The organism is Brevundimonas sp. SL130 (assembly GCF_026625805.1).
Taxonomy (GTDB): Bacteria; Pseudomonadota; Alphaproteobacteria; order Caulobacterales; family Caulobacteraceae; genus Brevundimonas.
Window position 1 is genome coordinate 3,353,001 of the sequence record NZ_CP113064.1, and the last position, 24,618, is coordinate 3,377,618.

The window sequence follows — 24,618 nt, forward strand, 5'->3', positions numbered from 1 at the left end:
GTCACACGGCCAACCCCGAGGCGTTAACCAGAGGCGATCAACTCGGTGCTGCTGGCGCCGGCGCGGGAAGCACGGGTGCCTGATAATGTGCAATCACGGCGTCTATTCGCGCCAGCAAAGGATCATAGCCTGACCAGTTTATGGTGGCGGCATTCTTCGCGACAACCTTGCGGGCGAAGTCGGTCTTTTTGATATGCTTCGCCGGGTCGAAACTATCGTTTGGTCCAGGGAAAACTTTCCCGGCTAGAAATTTAGGGAAGTCGGCCCCCAGCAACGTCTCTATGCACGAATGCTCCCCGCTGCCCGGCTCCGGGGTCTTCACGACGTAGAGGTTCGCGACCAGGTGATAAAACGGGTCCGTGGAATTGAGGCTTAGCGCTTTCCCGAACTTGCCGTTGATAGCGCCGGCGAATGAGCCGAGGCCCGAGTCATTATCCAAGAGCAAAATGACGGGATGAAGCATCGGCTTGTAGTCGTAACGTTCAAGCCGTTTGGCATATGTGATCGCCAGGTTCTTTAGGGGATCGCTCCCGCCCATGCGGAGCAAGGTTGTGACCGTGTTTTCGTAGTTGAAGAACTTTATCTTGTACGTGAACCCGTTGGGTGAGACTTGGCCCAATCCCGGATGGGCGACGGCTAGGCGTCGAATGGCGTTGCGAAGGTACACCGGGTCGGTGTGCCCCTCGGTCACGATCAACGGCTGCTGTGGCGCGACGAAGTAGTCGTAGAAGTGAAAGTTCTCGTGGGTCTTCTGTCCGAAGATCAGCGGCGGTTTATGCTTGCTCCCAGGCTCGGCCACTGGCCGGATGTGGGACTTCATTTTGACGTTGTAGACGTGGCCTAGGACCCCGCGAAGCGAGGCCAAGCTCGTCTTTATCGACTCGGGGTCTTGAGGGTCGGTAGATGGCCGGTAGTACATGCCTGTCTTGTATAGCGACTGGCACATGGAGCGCACGCGGCCCCAGTACTGCTGCGAGATATTGACCTTCTCGTTGACGGTTAGGCCTGTCACCATCTGGCGCGACGCCTTCACCTGCATGCGCGTCTTGTCGTGGTTGATGACGAAGCCAGAGCCTTCGATCTTGTCGATTAGCGCTTGACCGAGGACCCACGGAACTTCCGGGGAAGATCCGCCTGTAGCCAAAGCCTCCGGGAAGGACTTGGCATTCGTTGAGAACGTAATGTCATCCGCGTAGCGCGAGTACGTGACCTTGTGCTGCTTGGCGAACCTAGCCAGCCGCTGGTCAAGGATGCGGGCGATCAAATCGGAAATGATTGGCGAGCATGGACTGCCCTGCGGAAGCGCATTCTCGAAACAAGCAAGCTGGGCGAGGATCGTCGCGCACTCAGGCTTCAGTTCGAAGGCCTGGTCCTTGATGAAGAACCCGCGGACTCGAGGGAACGTGAAGGTCGGGAAAAAATCGCTTAGGTCGAGATTAAGGACGTAGCGCCTATTTTTGTGGACGGTCGCATTCGTGATGATCGATTGGCCCTTCCGATAAGCGTGCGAGAGCGGTCGCAGCCCCTCGATTTTGCTCTCGGCATCGCATTCGTAGAGGATGTTGGCCAGCACACGCTGGTAGGTTTTCATCTTGCCCATGGGGGCGTTGATGATCCGCTCGCCGCCCGACTTTTTCGGTATTGGAAACGTCTGATACCAAGCCGCCTCGGGCACCTTGTACAGCGTGTTGATGAGCGACTTCGTCGGCGTGTTCAGCAGCACGGCGAAATCCGTCAGCGTGCTCGCAGATTTGAGCTGATCCAGCGTCGACAAAGCCACCACCCAAAGTTGGACGGCTTACAGGCACTCCTATTCCCAGCGATCCATATAGCATGAATCGAGCATAGCGCCCCGTAAGGTGCAGAGACGTTGTTTCATATGCCGCAACAAGACGACAACAAATCTGGCCTGTAAGCCTTATCGCTACGCTAGCACTCGCGTCCTGCGAGTGTCTACAGTTGACATCACGAGGGTTTGCGGTTTGCCCCCCGGGCAGGGAATGGAGGCCAATCCCATGAAGGATGATTTTGGAACCGACCATGAAACGGGCGTGACGTCATCGCTTCCAAAGGCGGGCTTCAGGGCCGCGCACAAAGTCGCGTTTGCGGCGTGATGCCGATTGCCGCTCCTGGCGCATACGCGACATTGACAATGAGCCTTAGGCTGTCGGCAATCCCTAGTCCGCGTCGTGCGCTCGAGATCACGCCTTTCTTATCCCAATTCCGCAACCAAACCCCGGCCTTTTCAACGCCCTGCCTCCCGCAACCGCCCCTCAACCTATCACGCCTCAAAACCGTGCCATCATGTCCGCACGGTCTTTGACAACTGAACCCCTCGCCCGTCCCGACCCGCTCGGGCCGGCGCGCCCCGTCGCCCGCCCCCGAAGATTGTACGAAAATAGACTCCATTTTTTTGCAGTGGATTGAGTCTATTCCCGCCCTGGAACGGCCCGTCGGCGCCGCCCCCTCCCGCTCGGGCGTTCGGCGCCCTATCTGCATTCCATGACTGACCTCTCCCCCCGCGAAATCGTCTCCGAACTGGATCGCTATATCGTCGGCCAGGACGACGCCAAGCGCGCCGTGGCCGTGGCCCTGCGCAACCGCTGGCGTCGCAAGCGCGTGCCCGAGGATCTGCGCGACGAGGTGACGCCCAAGAATATCCTGATGATCGGCCCGACCGGCGTCGGCAAGACCGAGATCGCCCGGCGGCTGGCGCGGCTGGCGGGTTCGCCCTTCCTCAAGGTCGAGGCGACCAAGTTCACCGAGGTCGGCTATGTCGGCCGCGACGTGGACCAGATCATGCGCGACCTGGTCGAGAGCGCCCTGGTCATGGTGCGCGACCGCCGCCGCAGCGAGGTGCGGGCGCGGGCCGAGGGTGCGGCCGAGGACCGGATCCTGGACGCCCTGGTCGGACCCGGCGCCGGTCCGGCGACGCGCGACAGTTTCCGCAAGAAGCTGCGGGCCGGCGAGCTGGACGACAAGGAGATCGAGATCGCCCTAGCCGACACCGCCTCGCCGATCCAGGGGCTGGACATCCCCGGCGGCGGGGCCGTGGGCCTGCTGAACCTGTCGGAGATGCTGGGCAAGATGGGCGGCGGCCGGACCAAGACGGTCAAGCTGACCGTCCGCGACGCCACCGCCCCCCTGATCGCCGAAGAGGGCGACAAGCTGCTGGATCAGGACAGCCTGACCAAGGAGGCGCTGATCCTGGCCGAGAACGAGGGCATCGTCTTCCTGGACGAGATCGACAAGGTGGCCGCCCGCCAGGGGGCCTCCGGCGCCGACGTCTCGCGCGAGGGGGTCCAGCGCGACCTGCTGCCCCTGATCGAGGGGACCACCGTCTCGACCAAATACGGGCCGGTGAAGACGGACCATGTGCTGTTCATAGCCTCGGGCGCCTTCCATGTGGCCAAGCCGTCGGACCTGCTGCCCGAGTTGCAGGGCCGGCTGCCGATCCGGGTCGAGCTGAAGGCCCTGACGCGGGACGACTTCAAGCGGATTCTGACCGAGCCCGAGGCCAATCTGATCCGTCAGAACCAGGCCCTGCTGGCCACCGAGGACGTGACCCTGACCTTCACCGACGACGCGGTAGAGGCCCTGGCCGACGCGGCGGTGGCGGCCAACTCGGCCGTCGAGAACATCGGCGCCCGGCGGCTTCAGACCGTGCTGGAGCGGGTGCTGGAGGAGACCAGCTTCAAGGCCTCGGACCTGGCGGGCCAGACCGTGGCCTTCGACGGGGCGGCGGTGCGCGACAAGCTGAGCGCCCTGACCAAGGACGTGGACCTGAGCCGGTTCATTCTTTAGCGGCCCGCTCGCGCCGATGGCGGTTGCGGCGGCGCATCAGCCGGTCGGCGACCGCCTCGGCGTGGCGCTGGGTGAAGGCCAGGGCGGAGGGATTGCCGCGCTTGGCGCCGATGCTGTCGGCCACCTGGGCGCCGCGCTCGCCGATGGGCAGGGGCTTGCCGGTGGTGGTGTCTATCGCCGTCTGATGCTCGATCTCGGCGTTCAGCTCGGCCCCCATCAGGATCACCTGCACCGACAGCCAGGTCCACAGCAGAAAGCCCATCATGGCCGCCAGCGGGCCGTAGGAGTCGGTGCGGACGAAGTTGCTCAGGTACCAGCTGAACACGAACGAGACCGTCAGGCTGACCACCGCCGCAAAGATCGCCCCCGGCGTCAGCCAGCGCCAGCGCGCCTTCTGCCGGCACGGGCCGAACCGGTAGATCAGGGTCAGGGCGGCGACATAGCCGACCAGCAGCAGGGGCCAGCGCAGCAGGGCCAGCAGGCCCCACTCCTCCTCCAGCCCGAACAACCGGATCGCCACGGGCGCCCCGACCACCAGCAGCGAGCTGAACAGGACGGCCGCAATGGCCCCCAGGGTGAAGCCCAGGCACAGCAGGTTGTAGCGGACGATGTTGCGGCGCTCGACCTCGTGATAGGCGATGTTCAGCCCGTAGAAGAGCACCTTGACCGCCCCATTGGCGGTCCACAGCGACAGGGCCAGGGTCCAGATCAGTGTGAAGGTCAGCTGGCCGTTCGAGTTCGCGGCCAGCCGCTCCATCTCCCCGCCCAGGAAGGCGGCGATACTGCTGGGCATGACCCCGTACAGGAACTGAAGCCGGCTCCAGGCGTCGGCCGGATCGGCGAACAGGCCGTACAGGGTCACGAACGTCCCCAGCAGGGGGAACAGGGACAGCAGGGTGAAGAAGGTCACGCCCCCGGCCACGAACCCGACCCGGTCGCCGAAGTAGGAGCCCCCCGTGCGCCACAGGATGTCGGTCCAGCCCTTGCGCGGGATATGCTCGGGCCGGGCGGCGAGACGGCCTCGGCCCGGCTCCTTCGTCTCGTAGTCCTCGGGCGTCGGGGGTTTGGGCGGCAGGGGTTCGGGGCGTTCGGGCCGCAGCTCCAGCCCGAGCTTGTGGCCCTGGGTATAGAGCAGATGGGCCGCGCCGGCGCCGGCGCCGAGGCCGCCCAGGGCCGCCGCGACGAAGGTCCACAGCGAGTGGCGGGCGGGGCGGACAGGAGGCTTGAACCGGAACATCAGCAGGCGAACGGCGCAGCGGCTGCGACGTTCCCGCCCGCCCCGCGGCCGGCCGTGCTTGAAATCCCGGCCGCGAAGGGCCAATCACCCGAAATGACCACCGAGCCCCTCTCCCCCAAGCCCGCCGACGGCGCCGCGACCCTGCTGACCGTGTGGAAGGCCGCCCAGGCCCGCCTGAAGGGCGGCCGCATCGACAGCCCGGCCATCGACGCCCGCCTGCTGCTGGAAGCCGCCGCCGGCGCCAGCCGTATGGACATCCTGACCGACCCCTACCGGGTCGTCACCCCCGAGCAGCAGGCCGAGTACGAGGCCATGGTCGAACGCCGCCTGCGCCGCGAGCCCGTGTCGAGGATCGTCGGCAAGAAGGGCTTCTGGAAGATCATGCTGAACGTCACCCCCGACGTTCTCAGCCCCCGCCCCGACACCGAGACCATCCTCGACATCGCCTTGCTGGCCTTCGCCAAGACCCAGGCCTTCAGCATCGCCGACCTGGGCACCGGCTCGGGCGCCATCCTGCTGGCCCTGCTGGCCGAGCGGCCGGCGGCCCAGGGCGTGGGCGCCGACATCTCGACCGAGGCCCTGGCCGTGGCCAAGGAGAACGCCGCCAACCTGGACCTGAACGAGCGCGCCGCCTTCCTGAGGACCGAATGGGCCGCGGGCTTCGGCGACGCGAGCTTCGACCTGGTGGTGTCCAACCCCCCCTATATCCCCACCGACCACATCCCGACCCTGGACCCCGAGGTCCGCGACCACGACCCCCACCTGGCCCTGGACGGCGGCCCCGATGGCTTGCAGGCCTATCGCGACCTGGCCCCCGAGGTGAAGCGGATCCTCAAGCCCGGCGGCGTCTTCGCCGTCGAGATCGGCTGGGACCAGGGGCCCCAGGTCAAGGCCCTGTTCGAGGCCCAGGGCTTTGCCGACGTCAAGGTGATCAAGGACCTGGGAGAACGCGACCGCGTCGTCACCAACGGCCCGGACCCCCGGACCAATCCGATCCCGCAGGAGTGAGGGGCGCCTGTCACGAAAACAGGGTGACAAGGCGCCAAAAGCGCCAAATCCGATCTGAACATAAGCCCTGCCTCCCCTGGTCCTGCCCCTTCGCGGGCGACAGAATGGCACGGTTTTCGGGGGTGGTTAGCAGAAGGCGGTTTGACGGAGATAAGGCCTTGATAAGGCGAGGATTCGCGCGTGAAATTGTGCGCGCTCGACCACGAGCGCGGACCTTCCCCCGCTTGCGGGGGAAGTGGCAGGCCGTGGCGCGCAGCGACACGCCTGACGATGGGGGAAGTCCTTCGTCTTAAGCGACACTCCCCTCTCCGACCCTGGTCCGCTTCGCGGACGCCGGGCCACCTCTCCCGCAAGCGGGAGAGGGTCTTTCGCCTATGCCGAGCGTGGGGGCGATCCCGCATCGTGCGGCGTCCAGAGCCCCTCCACCCCCGCGCAAGCGGCGCGGCGGTCCCCCTCCCCGCAGGCGGGGAGGAGACGGTGCGACGGCCCTTGCCTGTCTCCTCCCCATGAAATGGGGAGGAGGCGCGACGCGAAGCGGCGTGACGGAGGGGTTCTAAGCCGCATCACCAGTCTGCACCCCGCCCCGTCATCCTCCGGGCCGCGAAGCGGAACCGGGGAAATCCTCATCCTCGACGGGCGGCGTCCAGTTCGGATCATTGACCGGATACCAGCCCTCGGCCAGATCGCGCCAATCGGGGTTGGCGGCCTCGATCAGCTGCAGCTTCCAGTCCCGCAGCCATTTCTTGAGCCGTTTCTCGCGGCGAATGGCCTCCACCACCCAGACGTGCTGTTCGAACCAGACCAGTTGGGTGCAGCCATAGGCCTTTCCGAAGCCGTCGAAGACGCCGGTCCGATGCTTCCACACCCGCGCCGTCAGGTTCGCCGTCATGCCGACATAGAGCGTCCCGTTGCGCCCGCTGGCCATGATATAGGTGGCGATGAAGGTGCGATGGGTCGGCATTCACACAACCTATACGACGCACCACCTTTCGTCATCCACGCCCCATCACCTTTCGTCATCCTCCGGGCCGCGAAGCGGAACCGGGGGACCCAGCGGCGCGCGTGAGCGCGAACCTGTCGCGGACAAGATGTTCCCGCATCGTGCGGCGGAAAGATTTCGCCTGACGGCGCCGCTGGGTCCCCCGGTCTGCGCCGCGAAGACGCGGCTTGCCGGAGGATGACGAAAGGAGGAAGGCGCCGTTCGCGGCCGCACCCAGTTCCAGCAGCCGAACGGCGACTGGCAGAAGCGCGACGAAGGCAATGGCCAGTTCATGGAGCGGAAATCGTCTCCGGGACCATTCAAGGGCGTCGCGAAAGAGCCGGACGGCCGCGACACCAAGAACGCGTAAGCGGCCCCAACCGACAAACCCGCCCCGCCTTTCGTCATCCTCCGGGCCGCGAAGCGGAACCGGGGGACCCAGCGGCGCGCGTGAGCGCGAACCTGTCGCGGACTAGGTGCTCCCGCATCGTGCGGCGGATGGATTTCGCCTGACGGCGCCGCTGGGTCCCTGTGTGTTGCAGGTGTGTCAGACTGTGTGCGGGCGGGAAACCGTTGGGTCCCAGGTCCTTGCAGACCGTATCGGGGTTGGGTTCCCGCCCGCTTTGGTATCCACCTGAACAGTTGCACGAGGCCGCAGCCACGGACCTCGCATCACAGGGACAGGCTCATGAACATAGCCCCTGGCATCGTGGGGATCGATATCTCCAAGCGATTTCTTGACGTTTTCGACCCTCGGATCGGCCGGCCAGAGCGGGTGGCCAACACCGAGCCGGAGATCCAGGTCCTGGCGCTTCGCCTGGCCGCATCTGGCGATCGGGCGGTGTTCGAGGCCACCGGCGTCTATGACCGGATCCTGCGACGCGCCCTGGAAAGCGCCGGCGTCGGCTTCAGTCGCGTAGATCCGAGCCGCGCCCGCGCCTTCGCCCGCGCGGCTGGCTTCCTGGCCAAGACCGACGCCGTCGACGCCCGGATGCTGGCGGCCATGGGCCAGGCCCTGCAGCCGCGTCTTGAGGAGGTCGTCGCCCCGGCTCGCGAACGCCTAGCCGGACTGAATGCCCGCCGCGACCAACTCGTCGCCATGCGCGCCCAGGAGCGCAACAGACGCGCCGAACACCGCGACGACCCGGATATCCAGGCCAGTCTGGATCAGCACCTGGACTGGCTCGACGCCCAGGTCCGCGACCTCGACGCCCGCATCCGACGCCTGATCGCGGCGGACCTCGAACTGCGCCAAGCCGAGCAACATCTGAGGTCGGTTCCCGGCGTTGGCCCCGTCGCCGCCGCCACGTTACTGGCTCGGGTTCCCGAGCTGGGTCGGCGTTCTCCAAAGGCCATCGCCGCTCTCGTCGGACTCGCGCCCTTCAACGCCGACAGCGGCGCCCGAAGAGGACATCGTGCGATCCGCGGCGGACGAAAGCGCGTCCGCGACGCCCTCTACATGAGCGCCGTCACCGCCGCCCGCTCGAACACCGTATTCTCGACCTTCTACAGCCGGCTGCGGGACGCCGGAAAGCCCCCGAAGGTCGCCCTCGTCGCCGTCGCCCGAAAGCTACTCACAACACTCAACGCAATCGCCAGAACTCAAACGCCGTTCAAGGCATAAACACAGTTGCCCCGGTCTGCGCCGCGAAGAGGCGGCTTGCCGGAGGATGACGAAACGTATGGGATCAAAATAGATATCGCCGGAGGTGGATCGTGGAAATAAGTCGAGAGCGCCGCGAGCGCTGGGAACGTTTAACGAAGAACGATCCGTTCAATCAGTGGCTCAAACCGCAGGTGACTGCTCCAGATGGAAGTCTCGATTTAAACGCCCTGCATGACGTTGCTCTTCGGTACGGCGTTGATCGCCGCGACCAGTATGCACACCTGAACCCGGGCCAGGTCAGAATGAACCTTGGCAACATATTGAGAAGGGCTGTCCCCCCAACCGACTATGGAATCGAGCCCAACCTCGCGACCAGCGTCATCGAAGCAGCAGGTGAGCCACTGGCCACCTCGCTTGTGACGGCGAGCGTTCGAGAGTTGCTGCAATTGCATGGCGCAGTGATGCAGGAACTGAACCGCCGCGAGGTAGTGCGGACATCGAACAGCCCCGTTGGAGACTACGCCGAGTTGCTGTTCGCCACCGCTTTCGGTTGGGATTTGGAAAGTTCGTCAGCCGCCGGACATGACGCCACCGACAAAGACGGCGTTCGCTATCAAATCAAGGGCCGGCGACTGACGAAAGCGAACGGGTCACGGCAACTGAGCTTTCTTCGACGCCTTCCAGAGAGGAAGTTCGACTTCCTTGCAGCGGTTTTGTTCGACGACGCCTACCGCGTACAACGCGCAATCATTTTGCCGCACGACGGCCTTGAAGCCCGCAGCCGCTACAGCGCCCATGCCAATGGGTGGCTATTTCGTCTGGAAGATTCCTGTTGGTCCATGCCCCTTGCGCAGGATGTCACGAAGCAGTTGCAAGCGGCGGCAGAAACGATCTGACCGCCGCTCGCTTCGTCCCTCTAATGCACCCGCGCCTTCCCGATCTCCAACCCGCCCTCCCCGGCGGTGACGGCAATCACCCCGCCGTCCTCGATCTCCCCGGCCAGCAGCTTCCTCGCAATCGGGTCCACCAGCTCCTTCTGGATCACCCGCTTCAGCGGCCGCGCCCCATAGGCCGGGTCGTAGCCGCGGTCGGCCAGCCAGGCCAAGGCCGCGTCGTCCAGGGACAGGTTCAACCGGCGGTCGGCCAGCAGTTTCTCGAACCGTGACAGCTGGATCCGCACGATGCCGCCCATCTGTTCGCGGCCCAGGCGGTGGAACAGGATGATCTCGTCGATCCGGTTCAGGAACTCGGGCCGGAAGTGGGCGCGGACGGCGTCCATGACGAAGGGGCGGACGGCCTCGACATCGTCGCCTTCGCCTTGATCGGCCAGATACTGGCTGCCCAGGTTGGAGGTCATGATGATCAGGGTGTTGCGGAAGTCGATGGTGCGGCCCTGCCCGTCTGTCAGGCGGCCGTCGTCGAGCACCTGGAGAAGCACGTTGAAGACGTCGGGGTGGGCCTTTTCGACCTCGTCGAACAGGACGACCTGATAGGGGCGACGACGCACGGCCTCGGTCAGGGCGCCGCCCTCGTCATAGCCGACATAGCCGGGAGGGGCGCCGATCAGGCGGGAGACGCTGTGCTTCTCCATATATTCGGACATGTCGAGCCGGGTGATGGCGGCCTCGTCGGTGAACAGGAACTCGGCCAGGGCCTTGGTCAGTTCGGTCTTGCCCACGCCGGTCGGGCCCAGGAACAGGAAACTGCCGAGCGGACGGTTGGGGTCGTTCAGGCCGGCGCGGGCGCGGCGCACGGCGTCGGAGACGGCGGCCAGAGCCTCGTCCTGACCGACGACGCGGCCGCCCAGGGCGGTCTCCATCTGGAGCAGTTTCTCGCGCTCGCCCTCCAGCATCTTGTCGACGGGGACGCCGGTCCAGCGGCTGACGACGGCGGCGATCTGTTCGGCGTCGACGACTTCTGGCGTTAGAGGCCCCCCGCCCCCCGTCTCGGCGGCCTCGGCCTCGGCCAGTTGTTTTTCGATCTGGGGGATCTGGCCGTAGGCGATTTCGGAGGCGCGGCCGAGGTCGCCGGCGCGTTGGGCGTTGGTCAGTTCCAGACGCAGGCGGTCCAGGGTTTCACGCAGTTGCGCGCCCTGGCCGACCTTGTCCTTTTCGGCCTTCCACTGGGTGGTCAGGTCGTCGGACTGGCCCTCCAGATCGGCGATCTCGTCCTCCAGCTTTTCCAGCCGGTGCTGGGAGGCCTGGTCGGTCTCCTTCTTCAGGGCCTCGCGTTCGATCTTCAGCTGGACCAGGCGACGGTCGATCTCGTCCAGGGACTCGGGCTTGGAGTCCACGGCCATGCGGACGCGGCTGGCGGCCTCGTCGATCAGGTCGATGGCCTTGTCCGGCAGGAAGCGGTCGGTGATGTAGCGGTTCGACAGGGTGGCGGCGGCGACGATGGCGCTGTCCGAGATGCGGACCCCGTGGTGGACCTCGTACTTCTCTTTCAGGCCGCGCAGGATCGAGACCGTGTCCTCGACCGTCGGTTCGGCGACGAAGACCGGCTGGAAACGGCGGGCCAGGGCCGCGTCTTTTTCGACGTGTTTGCGGTATTCATCGAGCGTGGTGGCGCCGACGCAGTGGAGTTCGCCGCGCGCCAGGGCCGGCTTCAGCAGGTTGGAGGCGTCCATGGCGCCGTCGCCCTTTCCGGCGCCGACCAGGGTGTGCATCTCGTCGATGAACAGGACGATGCCGCCCTCGGCCGCCGAGACCTCGGACAGCACGGCCTTCAGCCGTTCCTCGAACTCGCCGCGGTATTTGGCGCCGGCGATCAGGCTGCCCATGTCGAGGGCCATGACGGTCTTGTCGCGCAAGGATTCCGGCACGTCGCCGTTGACGATGCGCAGGGCCAGGCCCTCGACGATGGCGGTCTTGCCCACGCCGGGCTCGCCGATCAGGACGGGGTTGTTCTTGGTCCGCCTAGCCAAGACCTGGATGGTGCGGCGGATCTCTTCGTCGCGGCCGATGACCGGGTCGATCTTGCCGTCGCGGGCGGCCAGGGTCAGGTCGCGGGCGTAGCGTTTCAGGGCGTCATAGCCGTCCTCGGCGCCGGCGCTGTCGGCGGTCTTGCCCTTGCGGACCTCGGCGATGGCGGCGTCCAGCTTGTCGGCGCTGGCGCCCGAGGCCTTCAGCACCTCGGCGGCGACCCCGCCCTCGCGCGCCAGGGCGGCCAGCAGGCGTTCGGTGGTGACGAAGGCGTCGCCGGCGGTCTTGGAGGCCTCCTCGGCGGCGGCGAAAACGCGGGCGGTGTCGCCGTCCAGATAGAGCTGGCCCGAGCCGCCGCTGACCTGAGCGCGCTTCTTCAGCGCGGTCTCGGTGTCCGCCTCGGCGCGTTTGGCGTCGCCGCCGGCGGCGGTGATCAGATTGCGGGCCAGGCCGTCACGTTCCTCGAGCAGCACCTTGAGCAGGTGTTCGGGGGCGAACTGCTGGTGACGGCGGGCCAGGGCCAGCGACTGGGCCGACTGGACCGCCTGTTTGGCGCGGTCGGAATAGAGATCGAGATTCATACGTGTCCCCTCGTGAGGCGGAAATGGTCCGACACGCCCTCTGGAGCAAGCGACGCGTCCGTTCGCAGGAAGAAGTGGGTGGGTTGAACCAGCCACACAAGAGCCCGAGCGGCGGCGGCCGCGCCTTGACCGGGGTCAATTGCGGCCAACACCGGCCCCATTGGCGTCAGAGATGAAATGTTTGAATCGGTGCAACGGATTAGCCGGGACAAGGCGTTTAGCAGGTCTCTATTCACCTACGGAAAGGCGCTGTCCCATGCGCAAGTCTATCATCGCAATCGCCGCCGGCCTGATGGCCCTGAGCACCGTCTCGGCCCAGGCCGCCGCCCTGGACCAGAACCGTCCCGCGCCGGACCGCCAGGAGCAGCATCAGAACGACAACCATCAGAACGACAACCGCGCGAACAACGCCCAGGGCGGCCAGCACCGGGACTCCTACGGCTCGTGGTCGTCGAGCTGGGGGTCGCGCCCGCCGGCGCCGCCGGCCCACTTCAAGCGTCAGTCCAACTGGTACGCCCACGTCCGCGCCTGCCAGCAGCGCTATCGCACCTATAACGCGCGCACCGACCGCTACACGGTTCGGGCCGGCCGCACGGCGGTCTGCAGCCTGTAAGGCCGAACAGCGCCGCTCATCCGTCCCGGCGGACGGGCGGCGCCGATCTTGGCTTGAAGAGCGGGCGGCCTAGCCGCCCGCGGGCGGCGGGGTGAAGTCGAACTGCTCGGGCCGCTTTTGGCCGCCGCCGAAGGTCCAGGTGAAGCCGACATAGGCCGCCCGACCGCCGAAGGTCTGATCGGTGCGATCCCGGAAGGCCGGGGTGTCGAGGGTGGTGGTGGAGCCGAAGTCGTCGAATAGGTCGCGCACCGTCATCTGCAACGACCATTTGTCGTTCAGCTTGTGGCGGTAGCCCAGGTTGACCAGGACGGACTGCTCGCGCCGGCCCTGGGCCAGCAGCTGATCGCCGCTCCATACGCTGGACACCTGCACGAAGTCCTTGGGCGTGGCCTGCCAGTTGAGGGACAGCCGTCCCGACACGGCCTCGCCGGTCCGGTCCTCCGCGCCGATGATGCCGCCGGCCTCGATCTCCTGGCGGTACAGGTTGACGCTGGCGTTATAGCGCAGGGTGGGCGCCAGGGCCCCGCTGGCCACCAGTTCCAGGCCGGACGAGGTGCTGGAGCCCAGATTCTCGGGCCGGGTCAGGAAGACGCCGCCGCCCAGGTCCGTCGTCGCCTGGGTGAAGGCGCCGCTGGTGTCGCGATAATAGAGGGTCGCCTGATAGAAGGTCTGCTGCACCCGTTTCTGCCAGGTCAGCTCGAAGGAGTCCGTCTCCTGCGGCTCCAGGTCCGGGTTGCCGGACCGATAGTTCTGGGGGTCGCCGAAGGTCAGGAAGGGGTTCAGCTCGGCCGGGCCGGGCCGCTGGATGCGGCGGCTGTAGCTGGCCTTCAGGCTTTCGGTCTCGCTGAGCTGATACTGGAAATGGCCGGTGGGATAGGCGCGGAAATAGTCCTGGAACGTGGTGATGCCGGTCGTGACCTGATCGAGGTCCAGGTTCGCCTGCTCGAGGCGAAGGCCGAACTGGCCCGACAGTTTCTCGCCGAAGGGTCGCTCGTAGGTGACGTAGAGGGCGTGGACGGTCTGATCGACGTCGAACCGGTTGGTCACCAGCGGATCAGGCGTCAGCGCCGCCTTGGACGGCCCGCGCGAGACGGCGTTGTCCTGCTCCAGCATGGTCGCCTGCAACTCGTAGCCGAGGCGCAGCTTGCCGCCGCTGGACAGGGGCCGGACATAGGCGCTGGTGAAGCCCAGCTGGTCCTGGCGGTTGCCGGTGTCGAGGACTTCGAGGAAGGGCGAGACGACCGGGATCTGCTGATCGACCAGGGTGTCGGAGCTGTAGCCGAACCGGTTGCGGTCGAACCGCAGCTCATTGGACCATTCCTGACCCTTGTCGTCGAGCCGGCGCAGCATCCGCCCCGTCACGCCCGAGAACTGGCCGTTGAAGCCGCCGTCGGAACGGCGACGATAGGCCGAGGCGATGCCGCCCGCCGCGTCGTCCGTCTCTGACAAGGCCACGCCGCCGCCGCCCGCGTCCACATCCGTATGACGCAGTTCAGCGACGAACTGGGTCTTGGCGTCCAGATTATACTCGGCCGCCAGGCGCACGAAGACGCTGTCGGAATCGCCGTCGATCGACTGGGTCTGGCGGGTCTGAAGATAACGGCCTGAGCCGGCGTCGAGCCGTTCGCGCAGACGCGCGAGTTCGGACAAATAGAGATCATGCCGCAGGCCGACGTCGGCCGACAGCGTCGTCTTGCCGCTGACGTGGGCGACGGAACCGCCCAGGTTGTAGCGGCCGCCGTCGCCGATATTGGCGCGGATCGAACCGCTGGTGGTCTGGCCCGGACGCACGGTGGTCGGCTTGGTGATCAGGTTGATGACGCCGCCGGATCCTTCGGGGCTGTAGGCCGCCGACGGATTGGTCATGACCTCGACGCGCGAATATTGTGACGCCGGGATCTGCTGGATCATCTGCCCGCGACTGGGGCCGTTGAACTGGGTCGAGGGCCGGCCGTCCACCAGGATGGTGACGTTGGAATCGCCGCGCAGGCTGACATTGCCGTCAGGATCGACCTCCACCGACGGCAGATTGCGGAGCGCGTCGGCGAGCGTGCCCGTCGTGGCCTGGAGGTCATTGGCCAGGCTGTAGCTCTGGGAATCGATCGAGGTGCGGATCTGATCTGCACGCCCGGTCACCGTCACGTCGCTGACGGCGGCCGGCGCGTCCTGAGCCGGGGCCGGCTGGGTTGCGGGCTGCTGGGTTGCGGGCTGGCCAGAGGGCGACTGAGAGCCGGTCTGGGCCGGAGTTGAAGGCGCCGTCGTGGTAGGCGCCGACGTAACGCCCGCAGACTGAGCCAATGCTCCACCCGCAATCCCCGAAACGGCGACACCGAGCATAAGCGCGAACTTGAAGGATTTCATAGCTTTGCGACCCCCATACGACCCCGGCGTCAAGCCGTCCCCGTCGTGACGTCCCTGGAAATACCGAGGGCGCTTTGAAATGCAAAGTTACTTCTTGTCCATATGATTACGACTTCGTCACAATGGCGGCCGCACAACCAGGGGGAGGCGGGCGCGGGCGCGCTACAGCCGCGTCTCCCACGCGGTCCAGGCGGCGATCAGGATCAGAGCGCCGGCCATAGAGGCCCGAACCCCGGCGCCCTGGCTGCGCGCGATCCGGCCGCCGGCGCGGGCGGCCAGAACGACGATGAAACTGTGAACGGCCAAGCTGATCACCACATGGATGGCGCCCAGTGTGAGCGCCTGAGGCAGGGTCGGGCCGTGGCTGGGCCGGATGAAGCCGGGCAGCAGGGCGATGTAGAACAGGGCCGCCTTGGGGTTCAGCAGATTGGCCGTCAGCCCCCGCAGGAACAGGGCGCGGCGTCGATGTTCGGTCTCTTGCATCGGCCTGGCCGGATCGCCCTCGCCTCGCCAGGCCTCCCAGGCGAGCCAGAGCAGGAAGCCGACCCCGGCCCAGCGCACGACCTGATACAGGGCCGGCCATTTCAGCACGATCTCGGTCAGGCCGAAGGCGGCGGCCAGCATCCACAGCGTCAACCCCAGGGTGATCCCCGCCACCGCCGACAGGCCCGCCGTCCGCCCCTGAGACACGGACAACAGCGCCAGCCAGCCCATATTGGGGCCGGGCGTGAACTCGATCAGAATGACCGCAACCAGGAACGGCAGGATCACGCCTGGATCGACCGGCCCGTTCGTCAGAAATTCCATCTGCGCCTCCAGCCCGAGGTCTAGGCCGTGTCAGGCGCCGGGTCCAATCGTGACCGGCGGACCTTGGCCAGGCGTTGCATTCGGCCCGGCGGGGCGGCTAAGCCTTGTCGTCCTTCGTCGGAGTGCTTTTTCATGACCGTCCGCCTGTCGCGCCGCGCCCTGTTCGCTTCCGGAGGTGCTGCGGCGCTGGCGGTCCAAGCCGTGGGCGCCCCGGTCTGGGCCCAGGCGGCCAATGACGACGCCGCCCTGGCCGAGGCGGTCGACGCCTATGTGAAGACCGCCATGGCGGCCTGGCCCGAGCAGCCGGCGCTGGGGATCGCCGTGGTCAAGGATGGAAAGCCGGTGCTGACGCGCGGCTATGGGGTCAAGGTCCAGGGCAAGGCCGCCCAGGCCGACGAACACACCCTGTTCGCCATCGCCTCGAACAGCAAGAACGTCACCGCCGCCGCACTGGCCATACTGGTCGATGAGGGCAAGGTGAAATGGGACGCCCCCATCAAGACCTATCTGCCCGACTTCCGACTGTCCGATCCCTATATCACCGACCATATCACGGTGCGCGATACGCTCAGCCACCGGGCCGGGTTCGGCCTGGGCGCCGGCGACCTGCTGTTCTGGCCCAACAGCGACCGCACCCGCGCCGAAGTGATCGCCCAGGCCGCCTTCGTGCCCATCGAGGACGGGTTCCGCGCCGCCTATCACTATTGCAACCTGATGTTCGTGGTCGCGGGGGCGGTGATCGAGGCCGTGTCGGGCCTGACCTGGGAAGCCTTCATCCAGACCCGCATTCTAGACCGGGTCGGCATGACCGAGACCGTGCCCCTGGCGCGGCTGGCCGACCCGGCCAAGTCCGCCCTGCCCCACGGCCGGGTCGGACCGCCCCTGCGCTATCAGGGGGCGATGACGCCCATCGCAGCCTCAATCGTCGAGGTGTGGAACTGGGATTCGGCGGCGGCGGCGGGCGGGATCTGCACCACGCCGACGGACTGGGCCAAGTGGATGACCGTGCGGCTGAACGAGGGCCTGCTGGCCGACGGAACGCGGCTGTTCTCGGAAGCGGCGGCGCGCGAGATGTTCAGGCCGAACATCATCGTCGGCAGTTCGCCGGGACCGACGGCGGAACTGCCGAACCGGTCCATCGCCTCGACCTACGCCATGGGGTTCCAGGTCCAGGACTATCGCGGCGAACGGTTGATCAGCCACGGCGGCGGCTCGCCCGGCGGGATTTCGGCGACGGTGCTGATCCCCGGCCGCAAGACCGGCTTTTGCATCTTCTCCAATGCCGAGGAGAGTTTCCTGCTGCGCGCGCTGCGCTCGGGCATCGCCGACCTGTGCATGGGCAAGGTGGATGTGGACTGGATCGCCGATTCCAAGCGGCTGGAGACCAAGGGCAACGCCGAATCGATCACCGCCGCCGCACAGATCGACGCCAAACAGGCGGCCGGCGCCGCGCCGTCAATGCCGCTGGACGCCTATGCCGGAACCTGGCGCGATCCCTGGTACGGCGACATAGTGATCGCCCCCAAGACCGAGGGGCGCGGGCGCAATCGCAAGACCGGTCTGTGGCTCAGCTTCACCCACACCCCGGCCCTGCAAGGCTGGCTGGAGCCCTATGACGGCGAGACCTTCCGCACCCGGTTCCCGGACAAGCGGGAGGAGGACGCCTTCGTCACCTTCAACATCCAGACCGCCAAGCCCGCGACGGCGACGATGAAAGGCGTCTCGCCCGACATCGACTTCTCGTACGACTATCAGGATCTGAGATTGACGCGGCTCTAGGGCGCGATGATCCGCACACGGACAACATAGACCGCAGATGCGCGTGGGCCGGCTGTATAGCCGGCCCGGACATCACGGCGGCCGCACCCTGACTGAAACACCTCTGCGCTTTCGCGAGGGAGATGAAGGCCTCGATGAACCCGCCTCGACCGCCTCGCCGCCGGACCAGCCCCGTAATGTGAAGCATTCATAAAGTTTCGGCGGGCTGCGCCGATGGCCGCGTCCCTTGAGCTTGGGGGCATATCTCAGCTCCGGTTCAGGGACTGCGGTCGATGAAAAATCTTTCGTTCAAAACAAGACTTCTCGCGTCGTCGATGGCGCTATTCTCCATGGTCGCAGCGGCGCAGGCCGCCGCTCAGGACCGGACGGCCGCCACAGACGAAACCGCCGAGGTCGGCGAGATCGTCGTCGTCGGCACGCGAAACGACGCTATCCGCACCCAGATGCGCAGCGACAACGCCGTCAGCGTCATGTCGGCCGAAGACCTGGAACATACGGCGGTTCACAACGTCGCCGAGGCCCTGGCCCTGCTGCCGGGAATCAGCGTCCAGAACACCGGCAACTCCTTCTTCGGCGGCGTCGACGGCGCCTCGCGCGGCGAAGGCATGTTCGTCGGCGTGCGCGGCATGAACTCCGAGTTCACCCTGGCCCTGATCAACGGCGTCAACGCCGCCCAGGGCATGCCCTATTCACGCCAGGTGCAGCTGTCGCTGCTGCCGCCGTCGGGTCTGAAGACCATCGTGGTCAACAAGAACTCGACCGCCGATATGGACGGCGACGCCATCGGCGGCACGATCAACTTCGTCACGCCCTCGGCTTTCAGCATGGACGACGGCTATGCCTCGCTGTCGTTCTCCGGCCGGGTCGAAAGCCGCGCCCGCGACTATGACGAAGACGGTCTGGGCGGCGGCGTCAGCGGCGAGATCGCCCGCCGCTTCGGCCAGAGCGAGCAGTTCGGCCTTTATGTCAGCGCCTTTTACGACAAGCGCAACTTCGCCAACTCCATGATCGCGGGCCTGATGGCGGCCCAGAACGACGGCGGCTGGGCCTATCTGCATTCGACGACGAACTCGGCCGCAGGCGTCAATCCAGACGGCATGGACCAGGAGGCCAACCTGGCCCTGACGAGCCTGAACGTCGGCGTCTCGACCGGCTACACCGAGCGTTTCGGCGGCAATTTCTCGCTGGACTGGCGGGCGGACGACAGCCTGGACGTCTATCTGCGCGGCTCCTACGCCTTTGCGGAAACCCAGCAGAACTCGACGTTGAACCAGTTCATCCAGAACCGCGGCCGCGTTCTCAACGCCGCGACGGGTCTCTATGATCTGAACCTGACCAACTCTTCCGTGCGGGTCTGGTACACGACCAATCCCGAGGATGCGGACCTGAGCACCCTGACCTTCGGCGGCGTGAAACGTCACGGCGCCTGGACCCTGTCGCCGTCGATCATCTATTCCTACGGCGGCAACGACCGCCCGGACCATATCGAAGCCTCGATGCGCAACAACCAGTCGGACCGGTACAACAACGGCTCGACCCTGCCCTACAGCGGCCTGTTCGCCGGCTATAACGCCGACGGCTATCCGATCCCGCTGCTGACCTCGGCGCAGCAGGACCTGGTCAACAACTCGGGCACGGCCCTTCTGGCTCGCCGCGCCGGTCAGCGTACGGAGCAGTTCTCGAACCAGCAGAAGGTCGGCGCCCGCTTTGACGCCCAGTATGACTTCGACGGCGGCGCCCTGTCCTACGTCAAGACGGGCGTGAAATACGTCGAGAGCCATCGCCGCGTCAGCAGCCGCGACTGGACCAACGATCATTTCGCCAACCTGCTGGGCCGCGCCGGCGTGACCTGGGATGAGCTGGGTCTGGTCGAAGGCTATTTCGACTCGGCCTATCCGGGCCTCTATGACATCCGCGCGCCGAAGGTGAACCACGACCGTCTGGTCGAACTGTTCAACCAGTATTTCGACGCCACGGCCGCAGCGGCTGACCTCTGCTACCTGAACTGCAACACGCTGAAGGGCGACGAGAACGTCGCCGCCGCCTATGTGACCGGCAAGTGGGACATGGGCGCGATCGAGGTCATTCCGGGCCTGCGTTTCGAAAACACCCAGATCGAGAACACCTATTGGAACAACGACGTCTCGGCGAAGCGGTTCGAATCCAACTCGACCGAGTACAATGAGTGGCTGCCCAGCCTGTTCGTCAACTATCGTCCCACCGGCGACGCCGTGTACCGGGCCTCGATCACCCGGTCCTATATGCGTCCGGCCCTGGTTCAACTGGGCGGGGCGGAAACGACCGTGCGGGGCGACAACTCCATCACCGTCACGCGCGGCAACCCCGATCTGAAGACGCTGAAATCCTGGAACTTCGACGCCTCCGCCGAATGGAGCAACGCCTTCGGCGGCTACGCCATGGTCGGCGGCTACTACAAGCAGCTGTCGGACTACATGTACGACAACGGCTCGACGACCGTGAACGGCGGCGAGAACGGGGGCGGGACCGAGTACAATGGCGAGATCTTTGATCGCGTGACCATCGTCTCGCCGACCAATGGCGGCGACGGCTACGTCAAGGGTATCGAGATCCAGCTGTACCAGGCCTTCGACATGCTGCCGGGCTGGCTGTCGGGCTTCGGCGCCGGAGCCAACTACACCCGTCAATGGACCGAGGTGGACATCGGCGGCGGCGAGAAACACCGGATGCAGAACGCCCCGGACGCACTGGCCAACGTCAAACTGAACTATGCCTGGCGTAACCTGTCGCTCGACCTGAACTGGAACTACTCGGGCGAGACGGTGACGGCCTATAATCGCGTCGCCGGCCTGGACTACTGGACCCGGCCGATCCGCCGGACCGATCTGCACGCCGGGTACGCGTTCGATAACGGGGTGGCGCTGGACCTGTCGGTGTCCAACCTGTTCGAGGACTACAGCTACTGGGCTCACGTCGGGCGCAACAGCCTGGCGCTTTCGGACGTGGTCAATTCCGGCCGCACCACCCTGCTGACGCTGAAGTACGACTTCTGACGTCGGCTTGGGGGCCCGGCGCGTTTTCCCCGCGCGCCGGGCCGCCTTCATCAAAGACTTCGCATGATCCGTTCGCGCCATCCGACGACGGAGTCGACCGGGTTCTTCGCGCCTCGAGCGTCTAGAAAACACTCTTCAGGGTGACGGCCACGCGTCGGCCGGAATCCACCACGTCCGAAATGGCGGTGCTGTCGCGTCCGACATGGGCCCAGTAGGAGTATTCGCCGGTCAGATTGGTCACCGTCACGTCCAATCGGGTGCACCGATCGAATCGCCAGCGCGCGCGGGCGTCCAGCCGCGCGACGGCCCGGACCCACAGATTGTCCCAGTCCCCCTCGGCCTCCAGAACATCGTAGTCGGACAGGTAATCGTCTGTGTAATTCAGACTCAGAAACACGGCCGCTCGGCCCTGAGCATAGGACAGTTCAGCGTTTCCCAGCCATTGCGGCGCATTGACCATCGGCTGCGACCGACCCAGGACTTCGCCCAGATCGACCCGTGACCACTGACGGCTCAGATTGACGTCCAAACTCGCCTCGCCCCCCAAGCCGAAGGGATCGCCCAGCGGCAGGAACCACTCGGCCTCCAGGCCACGCGTGTCGCCGCGCCCCCCGTTTCGCGGCGTGACGATACGATAGTCTCCGTCCTGCGGCGCCACCCCGACGCCCAGGCCGGAGCCGCTTTCGTAAAGATAGTGATCGATACGCTTGGCATAGGCTGAAAGACTGAGGGCGCCGCCGCCCGGCAGCCATCGCTGGTGCGACAGATCCAGGTTCCAGGCGCCGGCGCTTTTGAGGTCGGGATTGCCGCGCGTGACCGTGGTCACCCCGTCCAGGGTCTCCGTCCGCGACCCGCCGCCCAGTTGCATGAAGGCCGGCCGGCTGTACGACCGCCAGACCGCTGCACGCCAGACGCCGCGATCGCTCGGCCGCCAGGACAGGTTCACACTGGGCAACAATGCGGCATAGTCGCTGCTGTTGACGCCCCAGCCGCCCGGCGTCTCGCCTCCCTCATCCTCGGACATGACCCAGAAGCGGTTGACGATGTGCGTCCGCTCGTAGCGCAGGCCGAACTGGGTTTCCCAGCCGCCGACGGCGCGGGTCGCCATGGCGTAGACGGCCTGAACCGTCTCGCGCCCCGACTGGGTGTTGCAGTTCAGATTGTCGACGTACAGGGTTCCACAGGTGTTGAAACTCTCGTCCGTGCGATTGGCCTCGAACAGCGCTTCCAGCCGGTCGTGATCGATCCGGGGGATCGACCAGTCGTACAGACCCGGAAAGACCTGGGCGTAGACCCCCCGCGCGATCCCCAGCGCCTCCCAGGTCAGCCCGGATCTTTGATACCGGTCAGCGAAGAATTCATTGGTCCAGTTTCGGTCGGTCATATCCCGATCGCTGCGCGTCAGCTTGGCGCCCGCCCGGAAACTGCGCCACGCCCCGCTCTCCGGGATAAAGCTCAGGCCGAAGCCGCCGCCATAGCGAACCTGCTGGCTGAACTGTTCCGTGCGCTGGCCCGCGCGGCGCGCCAGCAGCGTCGACCCGGCCTGATCCAAATCCTGGAACACGCTCTGCGGCCATTGAGGAACCGGCAAACCGTCGCGATAGGTGACGGTCAAACCGCCGAAGGCGCGGGGCGTCTGGCCGATATTGTAGGAGTCGCTCTGATTGATCCAGGCCGACGCCTCGAGGTGATCCGGCCGCGCGCTCTCGCCGCGACTGGCGAACAGATACGGCGACAAACGCCAGCGCCCTTCGACGGCCTCGGCGGTCAGGCTGGCTGTGGACAGGGCCACAGTGTCGGGATTGGTTTCGTACCAGACCCGCGTGGACAGATCCTGGACTGACAAACGATAGACGCCCGATCCGTCGTCGCTCCAGGACTTCGGGCCGCTGACCACCTGGCTGAAGGTCGAGTTCTGCTCGGTGTGCGCCTGGGCGTGGGTGGCGTTCAGACGCAGATCCAGCCCCGGCGCGGCGCGCCAGTCCAGCGTCATGGCGTAGTTCTGCTGTCGGCTGCGGCCGCTTGAGACTCCGACGTTCAGACCGGTCTGGATCAAGTCGTCCTGAGGCCGGGACGCATTGATCGGCCCGCCCGCCGCCGAGTTCGACCGACTGTAGGCCCAGCCTCCGTCGTTCTGCGCCGCCATCACCCCGGCCAGCTCCGAGTTGACGAAACTGCGGTCCTCGTACGCCGCCGCCACATAGAGGCCCAGCCGCCCGTCGGCGCCGAACCGGCGTCCGTGCTCGACCCGGATATCTTCGCCGAGCCCGGGTTCGCCGTACGCGCGCGCCCGCGTCTCCACACTTGCGCCAAGGGTGACGGCGGTCCAGGGCGAGCGGGACAGGTCCGCCGCGCCAGGCGTCTGGAAATCCAGAGCCGCGCCGATGAAGTCGCCGTCGAGATCGGCTCGGCCGGTTTTGTGCACCACCACGGTCTGAAAGGCTTCGGGCGGCAGCAGATTCAACTGGACCCCGCGCGAATAGGGCAGGCCCTGAGCCACGGATACGCCGTTGATCATGCTGAGATTATACTCGGCGTTCAGGCCCCGGTAGGCGGCGTACAAGCCTTCGCCGCGCGACGCCGAGTCGATGCCGCCGATGAAGGACCGGCCGGTGTTGATCACGGTCATGCCGGGAAGGTCGCCCAAGGCCTCGGACAGGTTCTGGGCCGCGCCTCGCGCCATGTCCTCGCGCGACAGGCTGCGGACCGCCGCCGGTCCTTCCAGGTCGCTGGCCAGACGGCGCTCAACCCCGGAGATATCCAGGCGAGCGGCCACGACCACGATCGGTTCGAGGTCGGCGGTCGGCGGGAGGGCGGGCGGCGGCGGCGGCGGCGGCGGGGCAAGGCGCGAACGGGCGACGATGACGAAGGTTCGGGCGTCCACCCTTCGCACTTCGAAACCCGCGTCCGCCAAGGCCAGATTGAAAGCGCGGGTCACCTCGATCCGACCTGTCACGGCCCGGCTGCGACGTCCCTCCAGCCGTTCCGCCGGGAACAGAATCTGCACCCGTCCCTGATGCGCCAACTCTCGCAGAGCCGAGGCCATAGGCTGGGCGGGAACATCGAAGACCGGAATTTGACCCGCAGCCAAGGCTGTTGACGGCAGGACCGCCGCCATGGCCACGCCGCCGATAGACCGGAGAAAACGGTGACGACCGTCACAGCCCATGTGGGACGACCCGTGAATGAACCCCGCGACTGACGGGCTTCTAAGGTCCGGCTGCAATGGAATGATGACATGGCGTCAATTCATTTGGCGGCCTGTCGACGCGGCTGCGTCCCTTGAAGTACAGGCTCCAGCGAGTTCGGATGTTTGACGGCGTCGCACCATCGATGACAGCTTCACAGAAGCCGACAGACGGCGAGAGCCGCGCTGCGGCGATCATGGCTGAACTGCTTCAGCGGTTCGACACACGGCTGCGTCGGCATCTGGTTCGGTTTCTCGCGCCCGCCGACGCCGAGGATGCGCTTCAGGACATCTATCTGCGTCTGACACGCTTGGCGTCCGGTGTTCCGCCGCCCGAGTTCAACGCCACCTATGTGTTCAAGACCGCCGACAGCGTGGCGCGGGATCTGCGTCGCCGCCGGATGGGACGCGGCGGTGATCGCCACGTCGAAGTGCCGGACGACCTGGCCCACGACGCCCCCTCGCCCTTCGACGAGTTGCGCTGGCAGCAAAACGCCGACCTGCTGCGCCGCGCCATCGCCAGCCTGCCGCGCGACCAGCGACTGGTGCTGATGATGCACCGGGTCGAGGGGCTGACCCTGGTGGAGATTTCAGAACGCAGACGCATCCCACTGCGAACGACCCAACGTCTGCTGGCCGATGCGCTTGCAAGTTGCCGACACAGACTTAAGGATTGTGGATGGTTCGAACTGTAATTCAA

At 66.1% G+C, this 24,618-nt stretch carries 15 protein-coding genes; 8 read left to right on the forward strand and 7 right to left on the reverse strand.

The annotated features are described in order from the left end of the window. Positions 1–37: 37 nt before the first annotated feature. Complete coding sequence (locus tag OU998_RS16305; protein WP_267514697.1) at positions 38–1,774, reverse strand: retron Ec67 family RNA-directed DNA polymerase/endonuclease; 1,737 nt, start codon at positions 1,772–1,774, stop codon at positions 38–40. Positions 1,775–2,502: 728 nt separating this feature from the next. On the opposite strand from OU998_RS16305, the gene hslU reads away from it, so the two are divergent. After that, entirely contained in the window at positions 2,503–3,804 is a 1,302-nt protein-coding gene (hslU, locus tag OU998_RS16310; RefSeq protein ID WP_267514698.1) for an ATP-dependent protease ATPase subunit HslU, read from the forward strand. Here hslU and OU998_RS16315 read toward each other — a convergent pair. Next, a complete protein-coding gene (locus tag OU998_RS16315) occupies positions 3,794–5,041 on the reverse strand; it encodes a YihY/virulence factor BrkB family protein (protein ID WP_267514699.1) in 1,248 nt (415 codons plus the stop codon). The two genes, hslU and OU998_RS16315, sit on opposite strands and share 11 nt — an antisense overlap. Positions 5,042–5,134: 93 nt before the next feature. On the opposite strand from OU998_RS16315, the gene prmC reads away from it, so the two are divergent. Next, on the forward strand, positions 5,135–6,049 hold the full coding sequence (gene prmC / locus OU998_RS16320; RefSeq protein ID WP_267514700.1) for a peptide chain release factor N(5)-glutamine methyltransferase: 915 nt from the start codon (positions 5,135–5,137) through the stop codon (positions 6,047–6,049). 586 nt (positions 6,050–6,635) lie between these two features. On the opposite strand, the gene OU998_RS16325 is transcribed toward prmC, so the two are convergent. After that, a complete protein-coding gene (locus tag OU998_RS16325) occupies positions 6,636–7,010 on the reverse strand; it encodes a GIY-YIG nuclease family protein (RefSeq protein ID WP_267514701.1) in 375 nt (124 codons plus the stop codon). 706 nt (positions 7,011–7,716) lie between these two features. Here OU998_RS16325 and OU998_RS16330 point away from each other — a divergent pair. Together OU998_RS16330 and OU998_RS16335 are read left to right on the forward strand one after the other, a co-directional pair. Continuing rightward, positions 7,717–8,652, forward strand: a complete 936-nt coding sequence (locus OU998_RS16330) for an IS110 family transposase (RefSeq protein WP_267514702.1) — start codon at positions 7,717–7,719, stop codon at positions 8,650–8,652. 92 nt (positions 8,653–8,744) lie between these two features. Beyond that, positions 8,745–9,530, forward strand: coding sequence for a hypothetical protein (locus OU998_RS16335; RefSeq protein ID WP_267514703.1), 786 nt, complete (start codon positions 8,745–8,747; stop codon positions 9,528–9,530). A 20-nt stretch (positions 9,531–9,550) separates the two neighbouring features. Here the strand turns inward: OU998_RS16335 and clpB are convergent, their stop codons facing one another. Next, positions 9,551–12,139 (reverse strand): ATP-dependent chaperone ClpB, encoded by a 2,589-nt coding sequence (clpB, locus tag OU998_RS16340; RefSeq protein WP_267514704.1) that lies wholly within the window; start codon positions 12,137–12,139, stop codon positions 9,551–9,553. 256 nt (positions 12,140–12,395) lie between these two features. Here clpB and OU998_RS16345 point away from each other — a divergent pair, with 256 nt between their 5' ends. Then, the gene (locus OU998_RS16345; RefSeq protein ID WP_267514705.1) at positions 12,396–12,752 is read left to right on the forward strand and encodes a BA14K family protein; all 357 of its coding nucleotides are present in this window, start codon (positions 12,396–12,398) and stop codon (positions 12,750–12,752) included. A 69-nt stretch (positions 12,753–12,821) separates the two neighbouring features. On the opposite strand, the gene OU998_RS16350 is transcribed toward OU998_RS16345, so the two are convergent. Together OU998_RS16350 and OU998_RS16355 are read right to left on the reverse strand one after the other, a co-directional pair. Next, a complete protein-coding gene (locus OU998_RS16350; RefSeq protein WP_267514706.1) occupies positions 12,822–15,113 on the reverse strand; it encodes a TonB-dependent receptor domain-containing protein in 2,292 nt (763 codons plus the stop codon). A 162-nt stretch (positions 15,114–15,275) separates the two neighbouring features. Further along, positions 15,276–15,920: a LysE family translocator gene (locus OU998_RS16355; RefSeq protein WP_267514707.1), complete on the reverse strand. Its 645-nt coding sequence runs from the start codon at positions 15,918–15,920 to the stop codon at positions 15,276–15,278. A 132-nt stretch (positions 15,921–16,052) separates the two neighbouring features. Here OU998_RS16355 and OU998_RS16360 point away from each other — a divergent pair, with 132 nt between their 5' ends. Both OU998_RS16360 and OU998_RS16365 read left to right on the forward strand, forming a co-directional pair. Further along, positions 16,053–17,699 carry a serine hydrolase gene (locus OU998_RS16360; RefSeq protein WP_267514708.1) on the forward strand — a complete coding sequence of 549 codons (1,647 nt, stop codon included), beginning with the start codon at positions 16,053–16,055 and terminating at the stop codon, positions 17,697–17,699. A 314-nt stretch (positions 17,700–18,013) separates the two neighbouring features. Then, positions 18,014–20,731 (forward strand): TonB-dependent receptor, encoded by a 2,718-nt coding sequence (locus tag OU998_RS16365; protein WP_267514709.1) that lies wholly within the window; start codon positions 18,014–18,016, stop codon positions 20,729–20,731. A gap of 121 nt (positions 20,732–20,852) precedes the next feature. On the opposite strand, the gene OU998_RS16370 is transcribed toward OU998_RS16365, so the two are convergent. Beyond that, entirely contained in the window at positions 20,853–23,849 is a 2,997-nt protein-coding gene (locus tag OU998_RS16370) for a TonB-dependent receptor (RefSeq protein ID WP_267514710.1), read from the reverse strand. Between the two features lie 215 nt (positions 23,850–24,064). Between OU998_RS16370 and OU998_RS16375 the strand changes: the two genes are divergently transcribed. Further along, positions 24,065–24,613 carry an RNA polymerase sigma factor gene (locus tag OU998_RS16375; protein ID WP_267514711.1) on the forward strand — a complete coding sequence of 183 codons (549 nt, stop codon included), beginning with the start codon at positions 24,065–24,067 and terminating at the stop codon, positions 24,611–24,613. Positions 24,614–24,618: the final 5 nt, after the last annotated feature.

What these genes read in the sequence shown, in the direction of transcription:
- clpB (WP_267514704.1), bottom strand. Translation starts at nt 12,139, where the DNA reads ATGAATCTCGATCTCTATTCCGACCGCGCCAAACAGGCGGTCCAGTCG.
- OU998_RS16315 (WP_267514699.1), bottom strand. Translation starts at nt 5,041, where the DNA reads ATGTTCCGGTTCAAGCCTCCTGTCCGCCCCGCCCGCCACTCGCTGTGG.
- OU998_RS16370 (WP_267514710.1), bottom strand. Translation starts at nt 23,849, where the DNA reads ATGGCGGCGGTCCTGCCGTCAACAGCCTTGGCTGCGGGTCAAATTCCG.
- OU998_RS16345 (WP_267514705.1), top strand. Translation starts at nt 12,396, where the DNA reads ATGCGCAAGTCTATCATCGCAATCGCCGCCGGCCTGATGGCCCTGAGC.
- OU998_RS16330 (WP_267514702.1), top strand. Translation starts at nt 7,717, where the DNA reads ATGAACATAGCCCCTGGCATCGTGGGGATCGATATCTCCAAGCGATTT.
- hslU (WP_267514698.1), top strand. Translation starts at nt 2,503, where the DNA reads ATGACTGACCTCTCCCCCCGCGAAATCGTCTCCGAACTGGATCGCTAT.
- OU998_RS16365 (WP_267514709.1), top strand. Translation starts at nt 18,014, where the DNA reads ATGGCGCTATTCTCCATGGTCGCAGCGGCGCAGGCCGCCGCTCAGGAC.
- OU998_RS16350 (WP_267514706.1), bottom strand. Translation starts at nt 15,113, where the DNA reads ATGAAATCCTTCAAGTTCGCGCTTATGCTCGGTGTCGCCGTTTCGGGG.
- OU998_RS16325 (WP_267514701.1), bottom strand. Translation starts at nt 7,010, where the DNA reads ATGCCGACCCATCGCACCTTCATCGCCACCTATATCATGGCCAGCGGG.
- OU998_RS16355 (WP_267514707.1), bottom strand. Translation starts at nt 15,920, where the DNA reads ATGGAATTTCTGACGAACGGGCCGGTCGATCCAGGCGTGATCCTGCCG.
- OU998_RS16375 (WP_267514711.1), top strand. Translation starts at nt 24,065, where the DNA reads ATGACAGCTTCACAGAAGCCGACAGACGGCGAGAGCCGCGCTGCGGCG.
- prmC (WP_267514700.1), top strand. Translation starts at nt 5,135, where the DNA reads ATGACCACCGAGCCCCTCTCCCCCAAGCCCGCCGACGGCGCCGCGACC.
- OU998_RS16360 (WP_267514708.1), top strand. Translation starts at nt 16,053, where the DNA reads ATGACCGTCCGCCTGTCGCGCCGCGCCCTGTTCGCTTCCGGAGGTGCT.